This is a genomic window from Propioniciclava soli, from assembly GCF_014858005.1.
Taxonomy (GTDB): Bacteria; Actinomycetota; Actinomycetes; order Propionibacteriales; family Propionibacteriaceae; genus Propioniciclava; species Propioniciclava soli.
Window position 1 is genome coordinate 286,536 of the sequence record NZ_JACYOT010000004.1, and the last position, 16,900, is coordinate 303,435.

Annotated in this window: 16 protein-coding genes and 1 tRNA gene; 8 read left to right on the forward strand and 9 right to left on the reverse strand. The window is 72.6% G+C overall.

What is annotated here, in order from left to right:
- Nucleotides 1-23: 23 nt before the first annotated feature.
- From rsgA to IFY26_RS04085, 3 genes are read right to left on the reverse strand one after another with little or no spacing between them, the layout of a single operon-like run.
- Complete coding sequence (gene rsgA, locus IFY26_RS04075; RefSeq protein ID WP_232547716.1) at nt 24-1,052, reverse strand: ribosome small subunit-dependent GTPase A; 1,029 nt, start codon at nt 1,050-1,052, stop codon at nt 24-26.
- The gene (gene aroA, locus IFY26_RS04080; protein ID WP_232547717.1) at nt 1,049-2,311 is read right to left on the reverse strand and encodes a 3-phosphoshikimate 1-carboxyvinyltransferase; all 1,263 of its coding nucleotides are present in this window, start codon (nt 2,309-2,311) and stop codon (nt 1,049-1,051) included. The genes rsgA and aroA overlap by 4 nt, the downstream gene beginning before the upstream one ends.
- Nucleotides 2,308-2,910, reverse strand: a complete 603-nt coding sequence (locus tag IFY26_RS04085) for a DoxX family membrane protein (protein ID WP_232547718.1) — start codon at nt 2,908-2,910, stop codon at nt 2,308-2,310. The genes aroA and IFY26_RS04085 overlap by 4 nt, the downstream gene beginning before the upstream one ends.
- A 157-nt stretch (nt 2,911-3,067) precedes the next feature.
- Between IFY26_RS04085 and IFY26_RS04090 the strand changes: the two genes are divergently transcribed.
- Together IFY26_RS04090 and rsrA are read left to right on the forward strand one after the other, a co-directional pair.
- Nucleotides 3,068-3,688: a sigma-70 family RNA polymerase sigma factor gene (locus IFY26_RS04090; protein WP_232547719.1), complete on the forward strand. Its 621-nt coding sequence runs from the start codon at nt 3,068-3,070 to the stop codon at nt 3,686-3,688.
- Complete coding sequence (rsrA, locus tag IFY26_RS04095) at nt 3,688-3,960, forward strand: mycothiol system anti-sigma-R factor (protein WP_232547720.1); 273 nt, start codon at nt 3,688-3,690, stop codon at nt 3,958-3,960. Before IFY26_RS04090 ends, rsrA begins: the two co-directional genes overlap by 1 nt.
- A gap of 79 nt (nt 3,961-4,039) precedes the next feature.
- Here rsrA and IFY26_RS18365 read toward each other — a convergent pair whose 3' ends face one another.
- Nucleotides 4,040-4,114 carry a 50S ribosomal protein bL37 gene (locus IFY26_RS18365; protein ID WP_416046553.1) on the reverse strand — a complete coding sequence of 25 codons (75 nt, stop codon included), beginning with the start codon at nt 4,112-4,114 and terminating at the stop codon, nt 4,040-4,042.
- Between the two features lie 125 nt (nt 4,115-4,239).
- On the opposite strand from IFY26_RS18365, the gene IFY26_RS04100 reads away from it, so the two are divergent.
- Together IFY26_RS04100 and IFY26_RS04105 are read left to right on the forward strand one after the other, a co-directional pair.
- Nucleotides 4,240-5,700, forward strand: a complete 1,461-nt coding sequence (locus tag IFY26_RS04100) for a sensor histidine kinase (protein WP_232547721.1) — start codon at nt 4,240-4,242, stop codon at nt 5,698-5,700.
- A 145-nt stretch (nt 5,701-5,845) separates the two neighbouring features.
- Nucleotides 5,846-6,481 carry a hypothetical protein gene (locus tag IFY26_RS04105; protein ID WP_232547722.1) on the forward strand — a complete coding sequence of 212 codons (636 nt, stop codon included), beginning with the start codon at nt 5,846-5,848 and terminating at the stop codon, nt 6,479-6,481.
- Between the two features lie 20 nt (nt 6,482-6,501).
- Here IFY26_RS04105 and IFY26_RS04110 read toward each other — a convergent pair whose 3' ends face one another.
- On the reverse strand, nt 6,502-6,750 hold the full coding sequence (locus IFY26_RS04110) for a WhiB family transcriptional regulator (RefSeq protein WP_232547723.1): 249 nt from the start codon (nt 6,748-6,750) through the stop codon (nt 6,502-6,504).
- A gap of 164 nt (nt 6,751-6,914) precedes the next feature.
- Here IFY26_RS04110 and IFY26_RS04115 point away from each other — a divergent pair, with 164 nt between their 5' ends.
- On the forward strand, nt 6,915-7,331 hold the full coding sequence (locus IFY26_RS04115) for a hypothetical protein (protein ID WP_232547724.1): 417 nt from the start codon (nt 6,915-6,917) through the stop codon (nt 7,329-7,331).
- Between the two features lie 3 nt (nt 7,332-7,334).
- Here the strand turns inward: IFY26_RS04115 and galK are convergent, their stop codons facing one another.
- The 3 genes from galK to IFY26_RS04130 are packed head-to-tail and all read right to left on the reverse strand — an operon-like array spanning nt 7,335 to nt 12,684.
- Nucleotides 7,335-8,450 carry a galactokinase gene (gene galK, locus IFY26_RS04120; protein ID WP_232547725.1) on the reverse strand — a complete coding sequence of 372 codons (1,116 nt, stop codon included), beginning with the start codon at nt 8,448-8,450 and terminating at the stop codon, nt 7,335-7,337.
- The gene (locus IFY26_RS04125) at nt 8,443-8,619 is read right to left on the reverse strand and encodes a DUF6104 family protein (RefSeq protein WP_232547726.1); all 177 of its coding nucleotides are present in this window, start codon (nt 8,617-8,619) and stop codon (nt 8,443-8,445) included. The genes galK and IFY26_RS04125 overlap by 8 nt, the downstream gene beginning before the upstream one ends.
- Nucleotides 8,620-12,684 carry a multifunctional oxoglutarate decarboxylase/oxoglutarate dehydrogenase thiamine pyrophosphate-binding subunit/dihydrolipoyllysine-residue succinyltransferase subunit gene (locus tag IFY26_RS04130; RefSeq protein ID WP_232547727.1) on the reverse strand — a complete coding sequence of 1,355 codons (4,065 nt, stop codon included), beginning with the start codon at nt 12,682-12,684 and terminating at the stop codon, nt 8,620-8,622.
- 214 nt (nt 12,685-12,898) lie between these two features.
- Between IFY26_RS04130 and IFY26_RS04135 the strand changes: the two genes are divergently transcribed.
- Nucleotides 12,899-13,936, forward strand: coding sequence for a lytic transglycosylase domain-containing protein (locus IFY26_RS04135; protein WP_232547728.1), 1,038 nt, complete (start codon nt 12,899-12,901; stop codon nt 13,934-13,936).
- A 16-nt stretch (nt 13,937-13,952) separates the two neighbouring features.
- Here IFY26_RS04135 and IFY26_RS04140 read toward each other — a convergent pair.
- Nucleotides 13,953-14,027: transfer RNA gene (locus IFY26_RS04140), tRNA-Arg, on the reverse strand.
- A gap of 133 nt (nt 14,028-14,160) precedes the next feature.
- Between IFY26_RS04140 and lysA the strand changes: the two genes are divergently transcribed.
- Entirely contained in the window at nt 14,161-15,570 is a 1,410-nt protein-coding gene (gene lysA, locus IFY26_RS04145) for a diaminopimelate decarboxylase (RefSeq protein WP_232547729.1), read from the forward strand.
- A 31-nt stretch (nt 15,571-15,601) separates the two neighbouring features.
- Nucleotides 15,602-16,900, forward strand: a complete 1,299-nt coding sequence (locus IFY26_RS04150; protein ID WP_269779116.1) for a homoserine dehydrogenase — start codon at nt 15,602-15,604, stop codon at nt 16,898-16,900.

Here is a 16,900-nt window from a genome sequence, read left to right on the forward strand (position 1 = left end):
CGCGCCGCGGGAGGCTCCCGGACCTACGTGTAGGTCGGCTCGGCCATCCAGACCTGCTCCATGCGCCGGAAGGACGCCAGCCGCTCGGCCCGCAACCGCCCGTCGGCCACCGCCTCGTCGAGGGCGCACTCGGGGGCGGTCGAGTCGTGCCGGCAACCGCGCGGACACTCGGTCACGAGCGCGGCGAGGTCGTCGAAGGCCGCGAGCACCGACTCCGTCGTGACGTGGGAGAGGCCGAAGCTCCGGACGCCCGGGGTGTCGATCACCCAACCACCCGGCTCGGGCAGCGCCAGCGCCACCGCCGAGGTGGAGGTGTGCCGCCCGCGTCCGGTCACCTCGTTCACGTGCCCGACGGCACGGGCCGCGTCCGGGATCAGCGCGTTGACGAGGGTGGACTTGCCGACCCCCGAGTGGCCCACCAGCACCGTGGTGTGACCGGCGAGCAGGCCGCGCAGATCGGTGAGGTCGGCTCCCGGCTCGACGACGACCGCGCCCACGTCGAGCCCGTCGTAGGCCGCCAGCAACGCGTCCGGAGAGGCCAGATCGGCCTTCGTGAGCACCAGCAACGGTTCCAGCCCCGCGTCGTACGCGCCGACGAGGATCCGGTCGATCATGCCCATCCGTGGCGGTGGGTCGGCCAGCGCTGTGACGATCGCGAGCTGGTCGGCATTCGCCACGATGGGGCGTTCGAACGGGTCGTTGTCGTCCGCGGTCCGCCGCAGCACCGTGGTGCGGTCGACCACCTCCACGACCCGGGCCAGCGTGCCCTCCTCGCCGGAGGTGTCGCCCACGACGCGGGCGCGGTCACCGACGATGACGCCCTTGCGCCCCAGCTGACGCGCCTTGGTGGCGAGCACCGTGCGCGGGGCGTCCCCGTCCCCGCCCCCGTCCTCGGCACCGAGCACCACCGTGTACCGGCCCCGGTCGACGCCGACGACCGTCCCCACCGCGGCCTCGGAGTAGTCGGGCCGGTCCTTCGTGCGGGGACGCGTCCGCCGCGGCGGGCGGCCGTAGCCGTCCTGCTCGTCCCGCTCGGCGCGGCGGCGACTCACGCCGCCACCAAGGTGTGCCACAGGGTGCCGAAGTCGGCGATGGTCTTGGTGGTGGCATCCACGTCGTCCAGCTCCACGCCGGCGACGGCCAGCCCGAGGACGGCACCCGCGTGGGCCATGCGATGGTCGGCGTAGGTGCGCCACGGCCCGCCGGTGAGCCGGCCCGGGGCGATGGTGAGCCCGTCGGCGGTCTCGGCCACGCGGGCCCCCCGCGCGCCGAGCTCGGCGGTGAGGGCGGCCAGCCGGTCGGTCTCGTGGTGGCGGACGTGCCCCACCCCGCGGATGCTGCCCGGTCGGTCGGCGAGCGCGAGCAGCGCGGCCACCACGCAGGTGAGCTCGGAGGCCAGGGTGAGGTCGACATCGGCGCCCGTGACGGTGCCGGTGCCGCTCACCGTCACCGTGTCCGTGCGGGCGTCGACCTCCCCGCCCAGCGCGGCGAGGGTGCCGAGGATCGCGTCCGAGGCCTGCACGGTGTGCCGCGGCCAGGGCACGGTCACGGCACCGCCGGTCACCAGCGCGGCGGCCAGGAAGGTCGCGGCGTTCACCAGGTCGGGTTCGATGGTCTCGTCGCGGGCGGCGATCGGGCCGGGGGCCACGCGCCACGCGGTGTCGTTCGCGGACGCCGACGCCACGACCCCGCGGTCGGCCAGCATGGCCAGGGTCATCCGGATGTGCGGCGGCGAGGGCACCCGCGCGCCCGCGTGGACCAGTTCCAGCCCGGCGTCGAACCGGGCGGCCGCCAGCAGCAGCCCCGACACGAACTGGCTGGACGCGGACGCGTCGATGCGCGCCGTGCCGCCCGGAACCGCACCGGTGCCGTGCACGGTGAAGGGCACGGAGGCCGGGTGGTCGACCCGGACGCCCAGCTGCCCCAGGCCGTCCAACAGGGGTGCCACCGGGCGGGCGGAGGCCTCAGGATCGCCGCGGAACCGGGTCGGGCCGTCGGCCAGCGCGGCCAGCGCGGGCACGAACCGCATGATCGTGCCCGCCAAGCCGCAGTGGATGTCACCGGGGGTGAAGACCGCCGGCGGTGCGACGCGCACCACGCCGGGCGCCAGGTCGGTCACGTCCACGCCCAGCGACGCGAGGGCGGCGCGCATCAGCCGCGTGTCCCGGGCGTCGAGGACGCCCGTGAGCACCGACGGGCCGTCACCGAGCGCGGCCAACACGTAGCCGCGCGCGGTGGCGGACTTCGAGCCGGGCACCGTGAGGCTCCCGGTCACCGGGCCGGCCGGGGTCGGCGCGACCCAGGGCCTCACGGAAGAGCGCCCTCGATGCTCTTGCGGGCGGCCTTCGCCTGGAGCTGGGCCTCGCGCTTGAGGCGCTTGAAGTCCTTCATGGTTAGCTCGGCGACGTGCGAGGCGTCCTTGGCCAGCGACTTCTTGGCCCGCTCGGCGTCGCGGGAGAGCTGGACGCGGGTCGCGTTGGCCTTCCACAGCAGGCTGGGCTTGCCGCGGGTGTCCTGCGACACGACGAGGGCGGCACCGAGCAGAGCCAGGTTCCGCACCAACAGGCTGCGCGAGGTCGCGGCGTCCGCGCCGGCCTCCTTGGCCGCCACGACGTGCGGCAGCATCGAGAGGGCCGCGAGCGTGCCGCCCCCCTTGCTGGAGATGCCCGTCGCCATCCCGAGGCCGCCGAGCACCTGGGCGACGCCGTTGACGCGGACCAGCGTCTTGGTGTCCTGCGGCACGTAGGCGGACACCTCCGGGGGCAGGGCGCCCTGGACGAGCGGGACCACCCGGTCGGCCAGCGGCTGGGCGGCCTCGACGAAGGGACCGGGGTCGCGAACGGCCTTCACGCCGTTCGCGATGAAGAAGCCGCCGAGCAACATGCGGCCGACACCACGCAGAAGGTTCATGCCCCATTCCTACCATCCGTCACTGACGACCGGGAACACCGAACGGAATATCCGCGTGCCCGTGGCCGTTGCGACAGGCGTGATGACGCTGGCACCCGCACCCACCGCCGCGCCGGGGCGCGCGCCGGTGCCGACCTCCGGGGTAGTCTCGTACCTGATGGACCTCCCGAGCACCGACGAGACCCCCGTGGTCGACGTCCAGACGGAAACCGACGCCGAGCGCGCCGCCCGGTTCGAGCGCGATGCGCTGCCCTTCCTCGACCAGCTGTACGGCGCGGCCCTGCGACTGACGCGCAACCCCGCCGACGCCGAGGACGTCGTCCAGGAGGCCTACGCCAAGGCGTTCTCCTCGTTCCACCAGTTCCGCCCCGGTACGAACCTCAAGGCGTGGCTGTACCGCATTCTGACGAACACCTACATCAACACCTACCGCAAGCGGCAGCGCCAACCGCAGCAGGCGTTCGGCGAGGACGTCGAGGACTGGCAGCTCGCCCGCGCGGAGCAGCACACGTCCACCGGCCTGCGCAGCGCCGAGATGGATGCCCTGGACCGCATGCCCGACTCGGTGGTGACGGACGCGATGAACGCGCTCTCGGACGACTTCCGGCTCGCCGTGTACCTCGCCGACGTCGAGGGGTTCTCCTACAAGGAGATCGCCGAGATCATGGGGACGCCGATCGGCACCGTGATGAGCCGCCTCAACCGCGGCCGGACGCAGCTGCGCTCCATGCTCGCCGACCACGCCGCCTCCCTGGGCATCGGGACGGGGGGCCGCTGATGACGCAGGAACCCGTCGACTGTCGCGCCGTGGCCCGGCGCGTCGAAGCCCTGCTGGACGGTGAGCTGGACGACACGGCCGCCGACGAACTGCGCCACCACATCGACGCCTGCGAGCACTGTCTGGAGGTCGCCGATCTTGTCGACGCCCTGAAGCGGATCGTGCACCGCTCCTGCACCGGCCAGGTGGCCCCGCCCGCGCTGCGCGACCGCATCGTCACCCAGATCACCCAGGTCAGCTACACGCGCATCGAGTTCCACGAGCCGCGCTGACCCGCGCGACACACCCGGGACGCACGAAGGCCCCTCCCCGCACGGGGAGGGGCCTTCGTCGTCGTCCCGGGCTGTCGCCTCAGGAGTTGGGACGCTTGCCGTGGTTGGCTGCGTTCTTCTTGCGGGCCTTGCGCTTGCGGCCACCCTTACCCATGTGGGCCTCCTCACGTCGATCGCGCCGAACGGCGCAAGGAGCCATTGTGTCATGCCCGTCCGGGCTCGCGAAATCGACGTGGCGCGGTGCGGGCGGCACCAGGCGGACGTCCTATCATGGCGCGCATGCTCAGCCTCACGGACGTCGTGGCCCAGCACTGTGCGTTGTCCGACGACGACACCGGCTGGCTCGTGGGGCTCACCGACCAGTGGGACATGTTGGCCGACCTGTCGTTCTCCGACCTCATCCTCTGGGTGCCCGACGTCGACGACAACGTGTTCTGGGCGGCCGCCCAGTGTCGGCCCACCACCGGCCCCACGGCCCTGGAGGACGATGTGGTCGGCGAGGAGATCGCCTACGACCCCGAACATCTCGTCACCGAGGCCTACCTCAGCCGGGAGATCGCGATGACGAGCGGCATCAAGCTGCACGCCGGCATCCCGGTCGACGTGCACGCGGTGCCGGTCCTGCGGGAGGGCCGCTGCATCGGCATTGTCGAACTCCACACGAACCGCATGGGCGTCCGCGCGCCGGGCGCCCTGGAGGACACCTACCTCGAGGTGGCCGGTCTGCTGCTGGCCATGGTGCACCGCGCCGAGTTCCCGGTGGTGGGGCACGCCCCGGTTCCCTTCAGCAGCCCGCGCGTGGGCGACGGCGCCTTCCGCGTCTCGGAGGACGGGACCGTGACGTTCGCCAGCCCGAATGCCGTGAGCGCCTTCCGACGTCTGGGCTGGGCGGGTGACGTCCTGGGCGAGAACTTCACCGGCATGCTGACCGCCCTCATGGCGTCGCGGCGTGAACCGGTCGAAGAGGTGACGGGGCCATTGCTCGGAGCGCGCCGCGCGCGGGAGACCGAGGTGGAGACGCGCGCCGGCATCGTGCGTCTGCGCAGCATGCCGCTGTGCGTCCACGACGCCCCCCACGGCTGGCTCGTCCTGTGCCGCGACACGACGGACCTGCGGACGCGCGAGCGGCAGCTCGTCACCAAGGACGCCACGATCCGCGAGATCCACCACCGGGTGAAGAACAACCTGCAGACCGTCGCCGCCCTCCTGAGGCTGCAGACGCGCCGCACGTCGTCCGCCGAAGCCATCGGGGCCCTGTCGGACGCCCAGAAGCGCGTCTCCGCGATCGCCGTGGTCCACGAGATCCTCTCGCAGGGGTTCGACGCCTCGGTGCGGTTCGACGACGTCGCGGACCGGCTGATGGCGATGGTGCGCGACGTCGCGAACACGGGCGTCGCCGTGGCCATGGAGCGCCGGGGGTCGTTCGGCCTGGTGCCCGCGGATGTCGCCACGCACCTGTCGCTGGTGCTGACCGAGGTGCTGCAGAACGCCCTGGAGCACGGCGTCCGGGAATCCGCCGGGCATGTCGTGGTGCAGCCACGGCGCAGCGGCGAGATGTTGGTGGTGGACGTGACCAACGACGGCCTGCCGCTGCCCGACGGGTTCGACCTGGCGTCGTCGCACAGCCTGGGGTTGTCGATCGTGACGGCGCTCGTCAAGGATCTGTCGGGGACCTTCGAGCTCAGCGCGCTGCCCGACACCGCCGGAACGTTGGCGCGGATCACCCTGCCGTTGAGCTGACCGCCCGCCCCGGGGCCCGGCGCCGTGCTGCCGTGGTGCCGTGGTGCCGTGGGCGAAACACCCACAGGAAGCGCACAGCGACCACCGGGGTGCCGTCGAGGTCGGAGCCCGATGCTGGAGTGGTGACCGATCGAAGGGAATCACGATGAACGCACCCGCGTACGGCGCCCAGGACCCCGTGGCGCGCTACCAGTACCTGCTTCGCACGGCGTCCCCGGACGAGATCGAGCAGGCCCACACCGAGGCCTTCGCCGCCATGACGCCGGCCGAGCGGCAGACGGTGCTCGCGGCCCTGGGTCGCGCGGGGGCCACCCCCACCGACACGTCGGCGTCCGGCCTCGCGCGCTCGGCGACCCGCCTGGAGATGCAGCAACCCGGGGTGCTCCAGCGTCTGTTCGGTGCCCAGCAGACCGCGGGCGGCACGCTGCTGACGTCCGTCGCCGGTGGCTTCATCGGAGCCGGCATCTTCAGCGCTCTCACCGGGGGCGACGGTCTGGGCGGCCGGCCGGGTCTGCTCAGCAGGCTGCTCGGACTCGGGCGGCGGCGCACCATGACGGGTGGCGGCTGGGGGCCTGGTGGTGTTGGCTCCGGGTACGGATTCGGGCGAGGCAGCGGGTTTGGGCAGGGCAACGGGTTTGGGCAGGGCAACGGGTTCGGGCAGGGCAACGGGTTCGGGCAGGGCAACGGGTTCGGGGGGTTCCTGGGTCAGCGGCCCCCGCGGGGCGGCCCGCACGGCGGCGGCCGCGGCCCCGGGGGGCCCGGGGGACGCGGCGGCTTCTGAGACGCGCCCCGGCGGGCAGGTCAGCCGCGGACGCGGGCTCGGGCGTTGCGACGCTTCATGGCGCGACGCTCGTCCTCCGACAGTCCTCCCCACACTCCGTGGTCCTGACCCGCCTCCAGGGCCCAGGCGAGGCACTCAGCGCGCACGTCACAGCGGGCGCACACCTTCTTGGCCTCGGCGATCTGCATGATCGCCGGGCCGGTGTTCCCGACCGGGAAGAACAGCTCGGGATCCTCGGTCAGGCATGCCGCGCGATGGCGCCAGTCCATGGTGATACCACTCCTTGAGTGCGGATGATGAAAAACAATCTGCGCACCCGGGGCGGGGAGCGGTGCGCCTGTCAAGGCTGCCAAGATCGGGCACCGAAAACAAGGGGCAGCGGCGTATTGCCCGGTCTGCGGCCCCGATTTCCCCCGGCTAGAGTGGGCCCGCCATGACGACACCCGCATCGACGACGCCCCCCGACCCCGGCCCCGCCCGCCGCCCCGCCAGCGCCCTCGTCGCCGGTGGGGCGACGTTGGCGCTCGGCGTCTTCTTCGTCGTGCTGGCGCTGCTCGCCCTGACCAGTGGCCACGGCGAGTTCAGCGGTCACGTGGCCGTGGGCCTCGCGGTGTGGGGCGCGGTCGTGGTGGGTCTGGGGATCGCCTGGCTGCGCCGGGCATGGTGGTCGCGGGGCCCCGTGGTCGCGGCCGGGTTGTTGCACCTGCTCGCGTTCGGCCAGTCGACGCTCGTGCAGCCCTGGGCCGTCCTGGGGGCGGCCGCGGGTCTCGCCGCCGTCGTGGGTGCGCTGTGGCCGGCGGTGACGCCCCTGGTGGAGCGGAGGCGGGGCAGCCGGCCGAGGAACCGGTGAGGCTCAGGCGTCGGCGGCGTCCCGGAGTTCCAGACCGCCGGCCTCGGCGACGCTCGTGCTGACGCTGGGGGCGTCGAAGCCGCGTGCGGCGTAGTCGTCGGCCACGCGCCGGGTGAAGTCGGCCATGGCCCCGGTCGGCACCAACGCCAGCACCGTGCCGCCGAACCCACCCCCGGTCATGCGGGCGCCCAGAGCGCCGCTGGCCAACGCGGAGTCGACGGCCTGGTCCACCGTCGGCACGGTGATCTCGTAGTCGTCGCGCATCGAGGCGTGCGAGGCCGTCATCAGCGCCCCGAAGCGGGGCCAGTCAGCAGCCTCCAGGGCCGCCACCGCGTCCCACACGCGGGCGTTCTCACCCACGACGTGGCGGGTGCGCCGCACGAGCACGTCGTCGTCCAAGCGGCCCAGCGCCGCGTCGAGGTCGTCGATGTCGCGCAGCGCGGTCACCCCCAGCCGCTCGGCGGCTCGGGCGCAGGCCGCGCGTCGCTCGCCGTAGGCGCCGTCGGCCAGCACGTGCGGGCTGTGGGTGTCGACCAGGGCGAGGGTCAGGTCATCGGGGAGCGCGAAAGGCACCTGCGTGCCGCGCAGGGTGCGGCAGTCGAGCAGCAGCGCATGGCCGGCGGTGCACCACAGGGACGCCCGCTGGTCCATCGGGCCGGTGGGGATGCCGAGGAAGTCGTTCTCCGTGGCCTGGGCGACCTCGGCCAGCGCGTCGGCGTCCAGGCCCAACCCCCACAGCGCGTCGAGGGCCAACGCGGAGGCGGCCTCGATGGCGGCCGAACTGGACAGACCGCCGCCGAGCGGCACGCGGCTGTCGAGGTGCAGCTCGACGCCCCCGGTGGCGTGGCCGCGTTGCCGCAGCACCCAGACGACGCCGGCCACGTAGCCCCACCACTGGCCGGGGGTGGGGGAGAGGTCGGTCAGCTGCACCGTCTCCCCGAGCTGCGTCGACGACACGACCACCGTGTCGTCGCGGCGGGGCACGGCCCGGACGCGGGCGCGCGCGCCCAGCGCGATCGGCAGCACGAATCCGTCGTTGTAGTCGGTGTGCTCGCCGATCAGGTTGACCCGGCCCGGCGCGACACCGAGCGCTCCCTCACCGGTCATCGGCTCACTCATCGTCATCATCCCCTCGGGCCAGCCACGTGGCGAGCCGCTCCACGGCGTCCTCGTCATCGGGGTGCAGGTCGACGAAGGTGCGCAACTCCTCGGCCAGCCAGCCGAGCGTGACCTCCTCGGCCCCGCGGCGCGACTCGAGCTCTTCGATGCCCCGATCGGTGAAATACATCTACAGCCCCTCAAAGGCCCGGTCGAGCAGGTCGGCCTCCTGGGCCTTGTGCACCGACGCCATGCCGACGGACGGGGAGGACGACGCGGGACGCGCGACCGGACGCATGCGCAGCTCGTACCCCTCGCCCACGGCCTCGTTCACCGGCCCGGGGAGGTTGAGGCACAGGAACGGCCAGGCGCCCTGGTTCTCCGGCTCGTCCTGCACCCATCGCACGTCGTCGACGTGGCGGAATCGGTCGAACTCCGCGGCGAGGCTGTCGGTCGCGAGCGGGTAGAGGCGCTCCACGGGGACGATCGCCACCGCACCCTCCAGCCCACGCCGCTCCCGCTCGGCCTCCAGATCCCACCTGATCTTCCCCGAGCACAGCAGCACGGTGCGCACCCCCGCCGGATCGGTGATGGACGCGTCCGCGATGGCGGGCTGCCAGGACCCACCGGTGAAGTCCTCCGGCATCGACACGGCCCGCTTGTGGCGCAGCATCGACTTCGGGGTCAGGATCACCAGTGGGCGGTGCCAGTTCACGTACGTGTGCGTCCGCAGCAGGTGGAAGTAGGACGCCGGCGTCGACGGCTGACACACCGCGAGGGCGTTCTCGGCGCACAGTTGCAGCCACCGCTCGATGCGCGCCGAGGAGTGGTCCGGGCCCTGGCCCTCGTACCCGTGCGGCAGCAACAGCACGACGCCGGACTTCTGGGTCCACTTCGCGTTGCCGGAGCTGATGAACTCGTCGGTGATGGTCTGGGCGCCGTTGGCGAAGTCGCCGAACTGGGCCTCCCACAACACCAGCGCCTGCGGGGAGGCGATGGAGTAGCCGTACTCGAAGCCCAGGACGGCGTACTCGCTGAGCAGCGAGTCGAACACGTGGAACTGGCCCTGGTCGGTCGAGAGGTACTTGAGCGGGATGAACTCCTCGTTGGTGTTGCGGTCGATGATCGCCGCGAACCGCTGGCTGAATGTGCCGCGGCGACTGTCCTGACCGGTGAGGCGCACCGTGCGGCCCTCCAGGAGGAGCGAGCCGAACGCCAGCAGCTCGGCGGTCGCCCAGTCGATGGGACCGTCCACGATCGCCTCGGCCCGCCGTTGCATCTGCGGCAGCACCTTCGGGTGCACGGTGAACCCCTCGGGGAACGTGACCTGGGCCCGGGCGACCCGCTCGAGCACCGCGTGGTCCACCGCGGTTCCCTGGCTCTTGCCGAGCTTCGCGGGGTAGAACGGCACCCGCGCGTAGGCCTCGTCGTCCTCCTCGGCCTGCCGTGCCTCGGTGAAGACGCCCTCCAGGCGGGCCCGGAACTTCGCCATCACCGCCTCGGCGTCCTCGGTCGAGATGTCGCCGCGCCCGATCAGCGACTCGGTGTAGATCTTGCGGACGCTGCGCTTCTGCTCGATCAGGTCGTACATGTTCGGCTGGGTGAAGCTCGGGTCGTCGCCCTCGTTGTGGCCGCGGCGGCGGTAGGCCACCAGGTCGATCACCACGTCGGAGTGGAACTTCTCGCGGTAGTCGAACGCGAGGCGTCCGATGCGGGCGACGGCCTCGGGGTCGTCGCCGTTGACGTGGAAGACCGGGATGCCGACCGCCTTGGCCACATCGGTGGAGTACACCGACGTGCGCGACTCGCTGGGCGCGGTGGTGAAGCCGACCTGGTTGTTCACCACGATGTGGATGGTGCCGCCCGTGGTGTAGCCGCGCAGCTGGCTCATCTGCAACGTCTCGTAGACCACGCCCTGCCCGGCGAAGGACGCGTCGCCGTGGAGCAGCACGGGCAGGACACCGAAGCGGCCGGGCTCCTTGCTCGCGTCCAGCTTCGCCCGCGCGATGCCCTCCACCACGGGGTTGACGGCCTCCAGGTGGCTCGGGTTGGCGGCCACGGAGGTGCGGATCGTGTTGCCGGCCAGCGAGGTGAACTGGCCCTCAGCGCCCAGGTGGTACTTCACGTCGCCCGTGCCCATGGTCTGGGTCATGTCGACGCGGCCGTCGAACTCGCGGAAGATCTGCCCGTAGCTCTTGCCGACGATGTTCGCGAGCACGTTGAGGCGGCCACGGTGGGGCATGCCGATGGCGACCTCGTCGAGGCCGGAGTTGGCGGCCATGTCGCAAATCTCGTCGAGCAGCACGATCGTGGACTCGGCCCCCTCGAGGCTGAACCGCTTCTGACCGACGAACTTGGTCTGCAGGAACGTCTCGAAGATCTCCGCCTCGTTCAGCTTGTCCAGGATCCGCAGGTGCTCGTCGCGATCCCAGCGCACGAACGGCGACTCGAAGTAGGCCTCCAGCCACCGGCGCTTCTCGGCCTCCTGGATGTGCATGTACTCGACGCCGACGTGGCCGCAGTAGCTTCCCCGCAGGGTGTAGAGCACGTCGCGCAGCCGCATCGTCTCCTTCGAGTGGCCCCCGAACGAACCGACGGGGAAGTCGCGGTCGAGATCCCAGATGCTCAGGCCGTGGGCGTCCAGGTCGAGGTCGGGGTGCCAGCGCTGCTGGTACTCCAGGGGGTCGATGTCGGCCATGAGGTGACCCCAGGCGCGGTAGGCGCTGATGAATTGCAGGACGCGGGCACCCTTGCTCACCTCGTAGGGCCGGTGGGCGGAGTCGTCCGACGCCCAGCGCAGCGGCACGTAGGGGACGCGGAGGCTGAGGTACACGTCGTCGTAGAAGCCGTGCTCACCGATCAGGAGCTCGTGCATCACCTTGAGGAACTCGCCCGACGTCGCGCCCTGGATCACGCGGTGGTCGTAGGTCGACGTCAAGGTGGTGATCTTGGACACACCGAGTTCGAGGATGCGCTGGTCGGACGCCGCCTGGAACTCGGGCGGGTAGTCGATCGAGCCCACGCCGAGGATCAGCCCCTGGCCGGCCATGAGGCGCGGCACCGAGTGGCTGGTGCCGATGCCACCGGGGTTGGTGAGCGATGCGGTGGTGCCCGCGAAGTCGTCGACCGTGAGCTCACCGGCGCGGGCGCGCCGCACCAGTGCCTCGTAGGCGTGCCAGAACTCCCGGAACTTCAGCCGGTCGGCGCCTTTGATGTTCGGCACCAGCAGCTGGCGCGTGCCGTCCGGCTTCGGCAGGTCGATGGCGAGGCCGAGGTTGACCTGGTGGTTGGTGATGAGCGTCGGCTTGCCGTCGACCTCGAGGTAGCCGTTGTTCATCTCCGGCACCATCGCGACGGCCTTCACCATCGCGTACCCGATGAGGTGGGTGAACGAGATCTTGCCGCCGGTGGTGCGGGCGAGGTGCTTGTTGATGATGTCGCGCTGGTCGATCACCAGCTTCATCGGAATGTTGCGGACGCTCGTCGCCGTGGGAACCGCGAGTGAGGCCTCCATGTTGCGTGCCGTACGCATGGGAGCGCCCTTGAGCACCGTGCGCGTGGGCTCGGTGTCCTCCCCGACGGGGCCGGTCGGGGACGGCCGGTTGGCCGAGAGCTTGCCGCCCGAGCCGGGGTTGCGCGGCCCCGCGGACGGCTCCGCTCGCGGGGTGGGCTGCGGGGTGGAGGGCGGCGCGGACGGGGCGGTGCCCAGGTGCTGCACGAAGTCGGAGTCCTGGCCCTCCGGGGGAGCGACCCGCGGAAGTGCCACCGGGGCTGGCGCGGGGGAGGCGGGCGAGCTCGCCGGTGCGGGGCGCTGCCGGCCGGACGGGGCGGGCTTGCGTGCCTCCTCGCCCTCGCTCTCGGCCGGGGGATCCCCCTCGCCGGTGGCGGCCTGCGTGGCCACGGCGAGATCCGGGTCGGTGGTGTCGGTGCTCGGCTCCTCCTCCTCGGCCGCGGTCTCCTCCTCTGCGGTCTCCTGCTCGCCCGGGGCCCCGGCCTCTGCCTGGGCCTCGGGTGCGGCATCGGGGGTCGCGCCGGCCGGGGACGGGCGCTCGTCCGTGCCCACAGGGGTGGCGTCGTCGGTGGTCTCCGGGGCGTCCGGGCCGTCGCCGGCGCGCCCTTCGAAGAAGGTGCGCCACGCCTCGTCGACCGAGTCGGGGTCGGTGCGGTACTGCGCCTCCATCTCCTCGATCAGCCAGTCGTTGGCACCGAATTCGGACAGGTCGTCTCGTGGGCTCTCGCCGGGCGCCGTCGCCACTTTCGCCTTCTTCCGTGTCGTGAGTCGGATGGCACGCACCGCGGATGCGCTTTCCTTCCCGAGCAGCTTAGCGAGGCAGACGCCCCCGCCCCAACCGACCCGGCCCAGCCGCGCGCGCCAACCGACCCGCCCCAATCGACCCGCCCCAACCGACCCGGCCCAGCCGCCCAGCGCCGATCCGGTGCGAGGGACGCGCCGCGGTAGTGTCGGGCCCATGCACCCCCACGCTCGACGAGCCGAGGCGCAGCCCCCCCGTGCCGCGCGGTCGACCCGGCGGCGCGCCGCGGCCCAGCGCGGGGGCGTGGTGGTCGGCGTGGTGGCGCTCGTGGTGCTGCTGGGGGGTGCGCTCGCCCTGCAGGCGCCCGGCCCCACCGACCTGGCCACGCCCGCACCGTCGCCAACTCCCTCGTCGGCCACGCCTGCGCCGCCGCCACCCGAGCGGCCACCGCTGCCCGACGAGCCGCAACCTGCCGCCGCGGGCGAGGGGGAGGAGTCGGCGGGGAATTCCGAGGCGTCAGATGGCGAGGCCGGTGACGGCGGCGCCCCCGTTCCCGGATCCACCCCCGGCACCCCGGTGGCGCCCGGAGGCACCGTCGGGACGCCCACCAGCGCGGCGACCGGTGCCCCCCTGCCCGGCGGCCCGGCCTCGACGGGCGCACCGACCCAACCCGTGGCCACGTCGGGGCCGGTGCTGCTCGTGGACGAGGGGTGGCTCCTCGCCACGGCGGCGGCCACCGGCATCCCCGCGCGGGCCCTGGACGCCTACGGGACGGCCGACCTCACGGTCGCCAACGAGCGGCCGAACTGCTCGCTCGGGTGGAACACGCTGGCCGGTATCGGCTTCATCGAGTCCCGGCACGGCTCCTTCGGAGGCTCCGTCCTGGGGGGTGACGGCGTCGTGCGTCCCCCCATCGTCGGCGTGGCGCTCGACGGCGGGGGTGTGGCCCACATCCCCGACAGCGACGGCGGGCGGCTCGACGGTGACGCGGCGCTCGACCGGGCCGTGGGCCCGATGCAGTTCATTCCCGCGACGTGGGCACGGTGGGGTGCGGACGCGAACGGCGACGGTGTGGCCGACCCGCAGAACATCGACGACGCGGCGCTCGCCGCGGCGCGCTACCTCTGCGCGAGCGGGGATCTGACGACCTCGGAGTCCTGGCGCCGCGCGATTCTCACCTACAACCGCTCCGATGCCTACGTCGCCAACGTGGCCGAGGTGGCGACCCGCTACGCCCGCGCCAGCCAGGGCTGACCCCAGCATGCGCCGATGGCGCCCCCAGTAGGATTCGAACCTACGCTCCCGCCTCCGGAGGGCGGTGCTCTATCCCCTGAGCTATGGGGGCCGGCTGCTCGCGCGAGCGGGCCGTGGGCCAGACTAGCACTGCGGTGGGGGCGGGCGGGAACGGGCCGGCCCGGGGCGTCCGCCGGGCGACGTGCGTCACGAGGGGCCCGGCGTGTCTGGCAGAGTGGACGGCCATGACCCACATGCACGTCGCCGGCTCGATCCACGCCGACGCCACGTCCGCCGCGCCGGTGTGGCTGGTGAAGCCGACCGACGCCAACGTGCTCGCGGATGGCCTGTGGAGTTCCACGACCGCACGTCAGGAGGACGGGCAGGTGCGGATCGGTGGCCTCGCGGCAGCCGAGATCCTCGCGCAGTGCGGCTCGCCGGTCTACGTCATCGACGAACTCGACTTCCGTGGCCGCGCGCTCACGTGGGCGTCGGCGTTCGCGGGGTGGGGCGTCTACTACGCCGCCAAGTCCTTCCTGTGCGCGTCCGTCGCCCGCTGGGTGGAGCAGGAGGGCCTGAACCTCGACGTCAGCAGCCTTGGGGAGCTCACCGTCGCCCTGCGCGCCGGCTTCCCGGCCGAGCGCATCGGCCTGCACGGCAACAACAAGTCCGAGGAGGTGCTCCGGCTCGCGCTCTCCTCGGGGGTGGGCCGCATCATCGTGGACTCCTCCGACGAGATCGGGCGCCTCGAACGCCTGGCCGGTGAGCTGGGCGTGCACGCCCAGGTGCTGGTGCGGGTCACCACGGGCGTCGAGGCCCACACGCACGAGTACATCGCCACCGCCCACGAGGACCAGAAGTTCGGCTTCTCGATCACGGGTGGGCAGGCGCTGGTGGCGCTCGTCCGGTGCTTCCACAGCCCGCACATCGACCTGCGGGGCATCCACAGCCACATCGGCAGCCAGATCTTCGACACCAACGGGTTCGAGGTCGCCGCCCGTCGCACCCTGCGCCTGATGGCCCAGGTGCGTGAGGCCACCGGCCTCATGCTGGCCGAGCTCGATCTCGGCGGCGGCTTCGGCATCGCCTACACGATCGACGACACGCCTGCGACGGTGCACGACCTCGCCACCAACCTCACCGACATCGTCGAGCACGAGTGCCGCGCCTTCGGGCTGGAGCGGCCCCACCTCTCCATCGAGCCCGGCCGCGCGATCAGCGGGCCGGCCGGCACGGCGCTCTACACCGTGGGGACGACGAAGTCCGTGGAGGTCGGCGGGGGCCAGACCCGCCGCTACGTGAGCGTGGACGGCGGCATGAGCGACAACATCCGCCCCGCGCTCTACGCCGCGGAGTACTCGGCGGTGCTCGCCAACCGCACGTCGGACGCCGCCCCCGTGCTCTCCCGGGTGGTGGGGCTGCACTGCGAAGGGGGCGACATCCTCGTCCGCAACGTGTTCCTGCCCGCCGACGTCGCGCCCGGTGATGTGCTCGCGGTGCCGGCCTCGGGTGCCTACAGCCGCTCGATGGCGTCCAACTACAACCACACCCCGCGCCCGGGCGTCGTCGCGGTGCGGGACGGTAGGATCACACCGCTCGTCCGCCGCGAGACCCTGGACGACCTGCTGGCCCTCGACGCCGGCCTGCAGGACTGACCACTGTGACGAAGGAACCAGACCGAACATGATGAGTTCTCCGGGCGCTCCGGTGAGGGTTGCGCTGCTCGGGTGCGGCACTGTCGGCTCCCAGGTGGCGCGCATCCTCGTGGAGCAGGCCGCCGATCTCCGCGCCCGCGTGGGGCGTCCACTCGACCTCGTGGGCATCGCGACACGCACCGTACGCGAGCGGCCCGGCGTCGACCCGGCGCTGCTCACCACGGACGCCGCAGCGCTGGTCGCGCGGCCCGATGTCGACCTGGTCGTGGAGCTGATGGGCGGCATCCACCCCACGCTGGAACTGCTGACGGACGCCCTGGCCGCCGGCAAGTCCGTGGTCACCGCCAACAAGGCGCTGCTCGCCCAGCACGGCGGGGAGCTGTTCGAGGCCGCGGAGCGGGCCGGCGTCGACATCTACTACGAGGCGGCCGTCGCCGGCGCGATCCCCATCATCCGGCCGCTGCGTGAGTCGCTGGTCGGGGACGCGGTGACGGCCGTGACCGGCATCGTGAACGGCACCACCAACTACATCCTCGACCAGATGCACACCACCGGCGCCGAGTACGCCGACGCGCTCGCCGACGCGCAGGCGTTGGGGTACGCCGAGGCGGACCCGACCGCGGACGTCGAGGGTCACGACGCGGCGGCGAAGGCGGCGATCCTCGCCTCGCTGGCGTTCCACACCCGCGTGCACCTCGACGACGTCGACTGCGAGGGCATCGCCGAGGTGGGCGCGGCCGACATCGAGGCCGCCGAGCAGATCGGCTGTGTGGTCAAGCTGTTGGCGCGCTGCACGCTCAGCGCCGACGGCACCATCGCCGTGGGCGTCCACCCCACGCTGGTGCCCGCGACCCACCCGCTGGCCGGCGTCCGGGGTGCCTTCAACGCCGTCTTCGTCGAGTCGATCAATGCCGGTCAGCTCATGTTCATGGGGCCCGGTGCCGGTGGATCGCCGACCGCGTCGGCGGTGCTGGGCGACGTGGTGACCGCCGCGCGCAACCGCGTCCGCGGTGTCGCCGGGCCGGGGGAGTCCGCCTACAGCACCCCCGGCATCACCGACCCCGGACGCGTCCGTTCCCGCCACCACCTGGCGCTCGTCGTCCGCGACGAGCCGGGCGTGCTGGCCCGTGTCGCCGCGGCCATGGCCCACAGCGGCGTCTCGATCCAGGAGGTGCGTCAGGTGCCGCTGCCCGGTGACGGGGCGCACGCGCGTCTCAGCATCACCACCCACGTGGCGTCGACGGCCGACCTGGGCGCCGTCGTGGCCGAGCTCGAGGCGTCCGATGACGTCTCCGGACGCATCCGCGTGTTGCGCGTCGAGGGGGAGTGA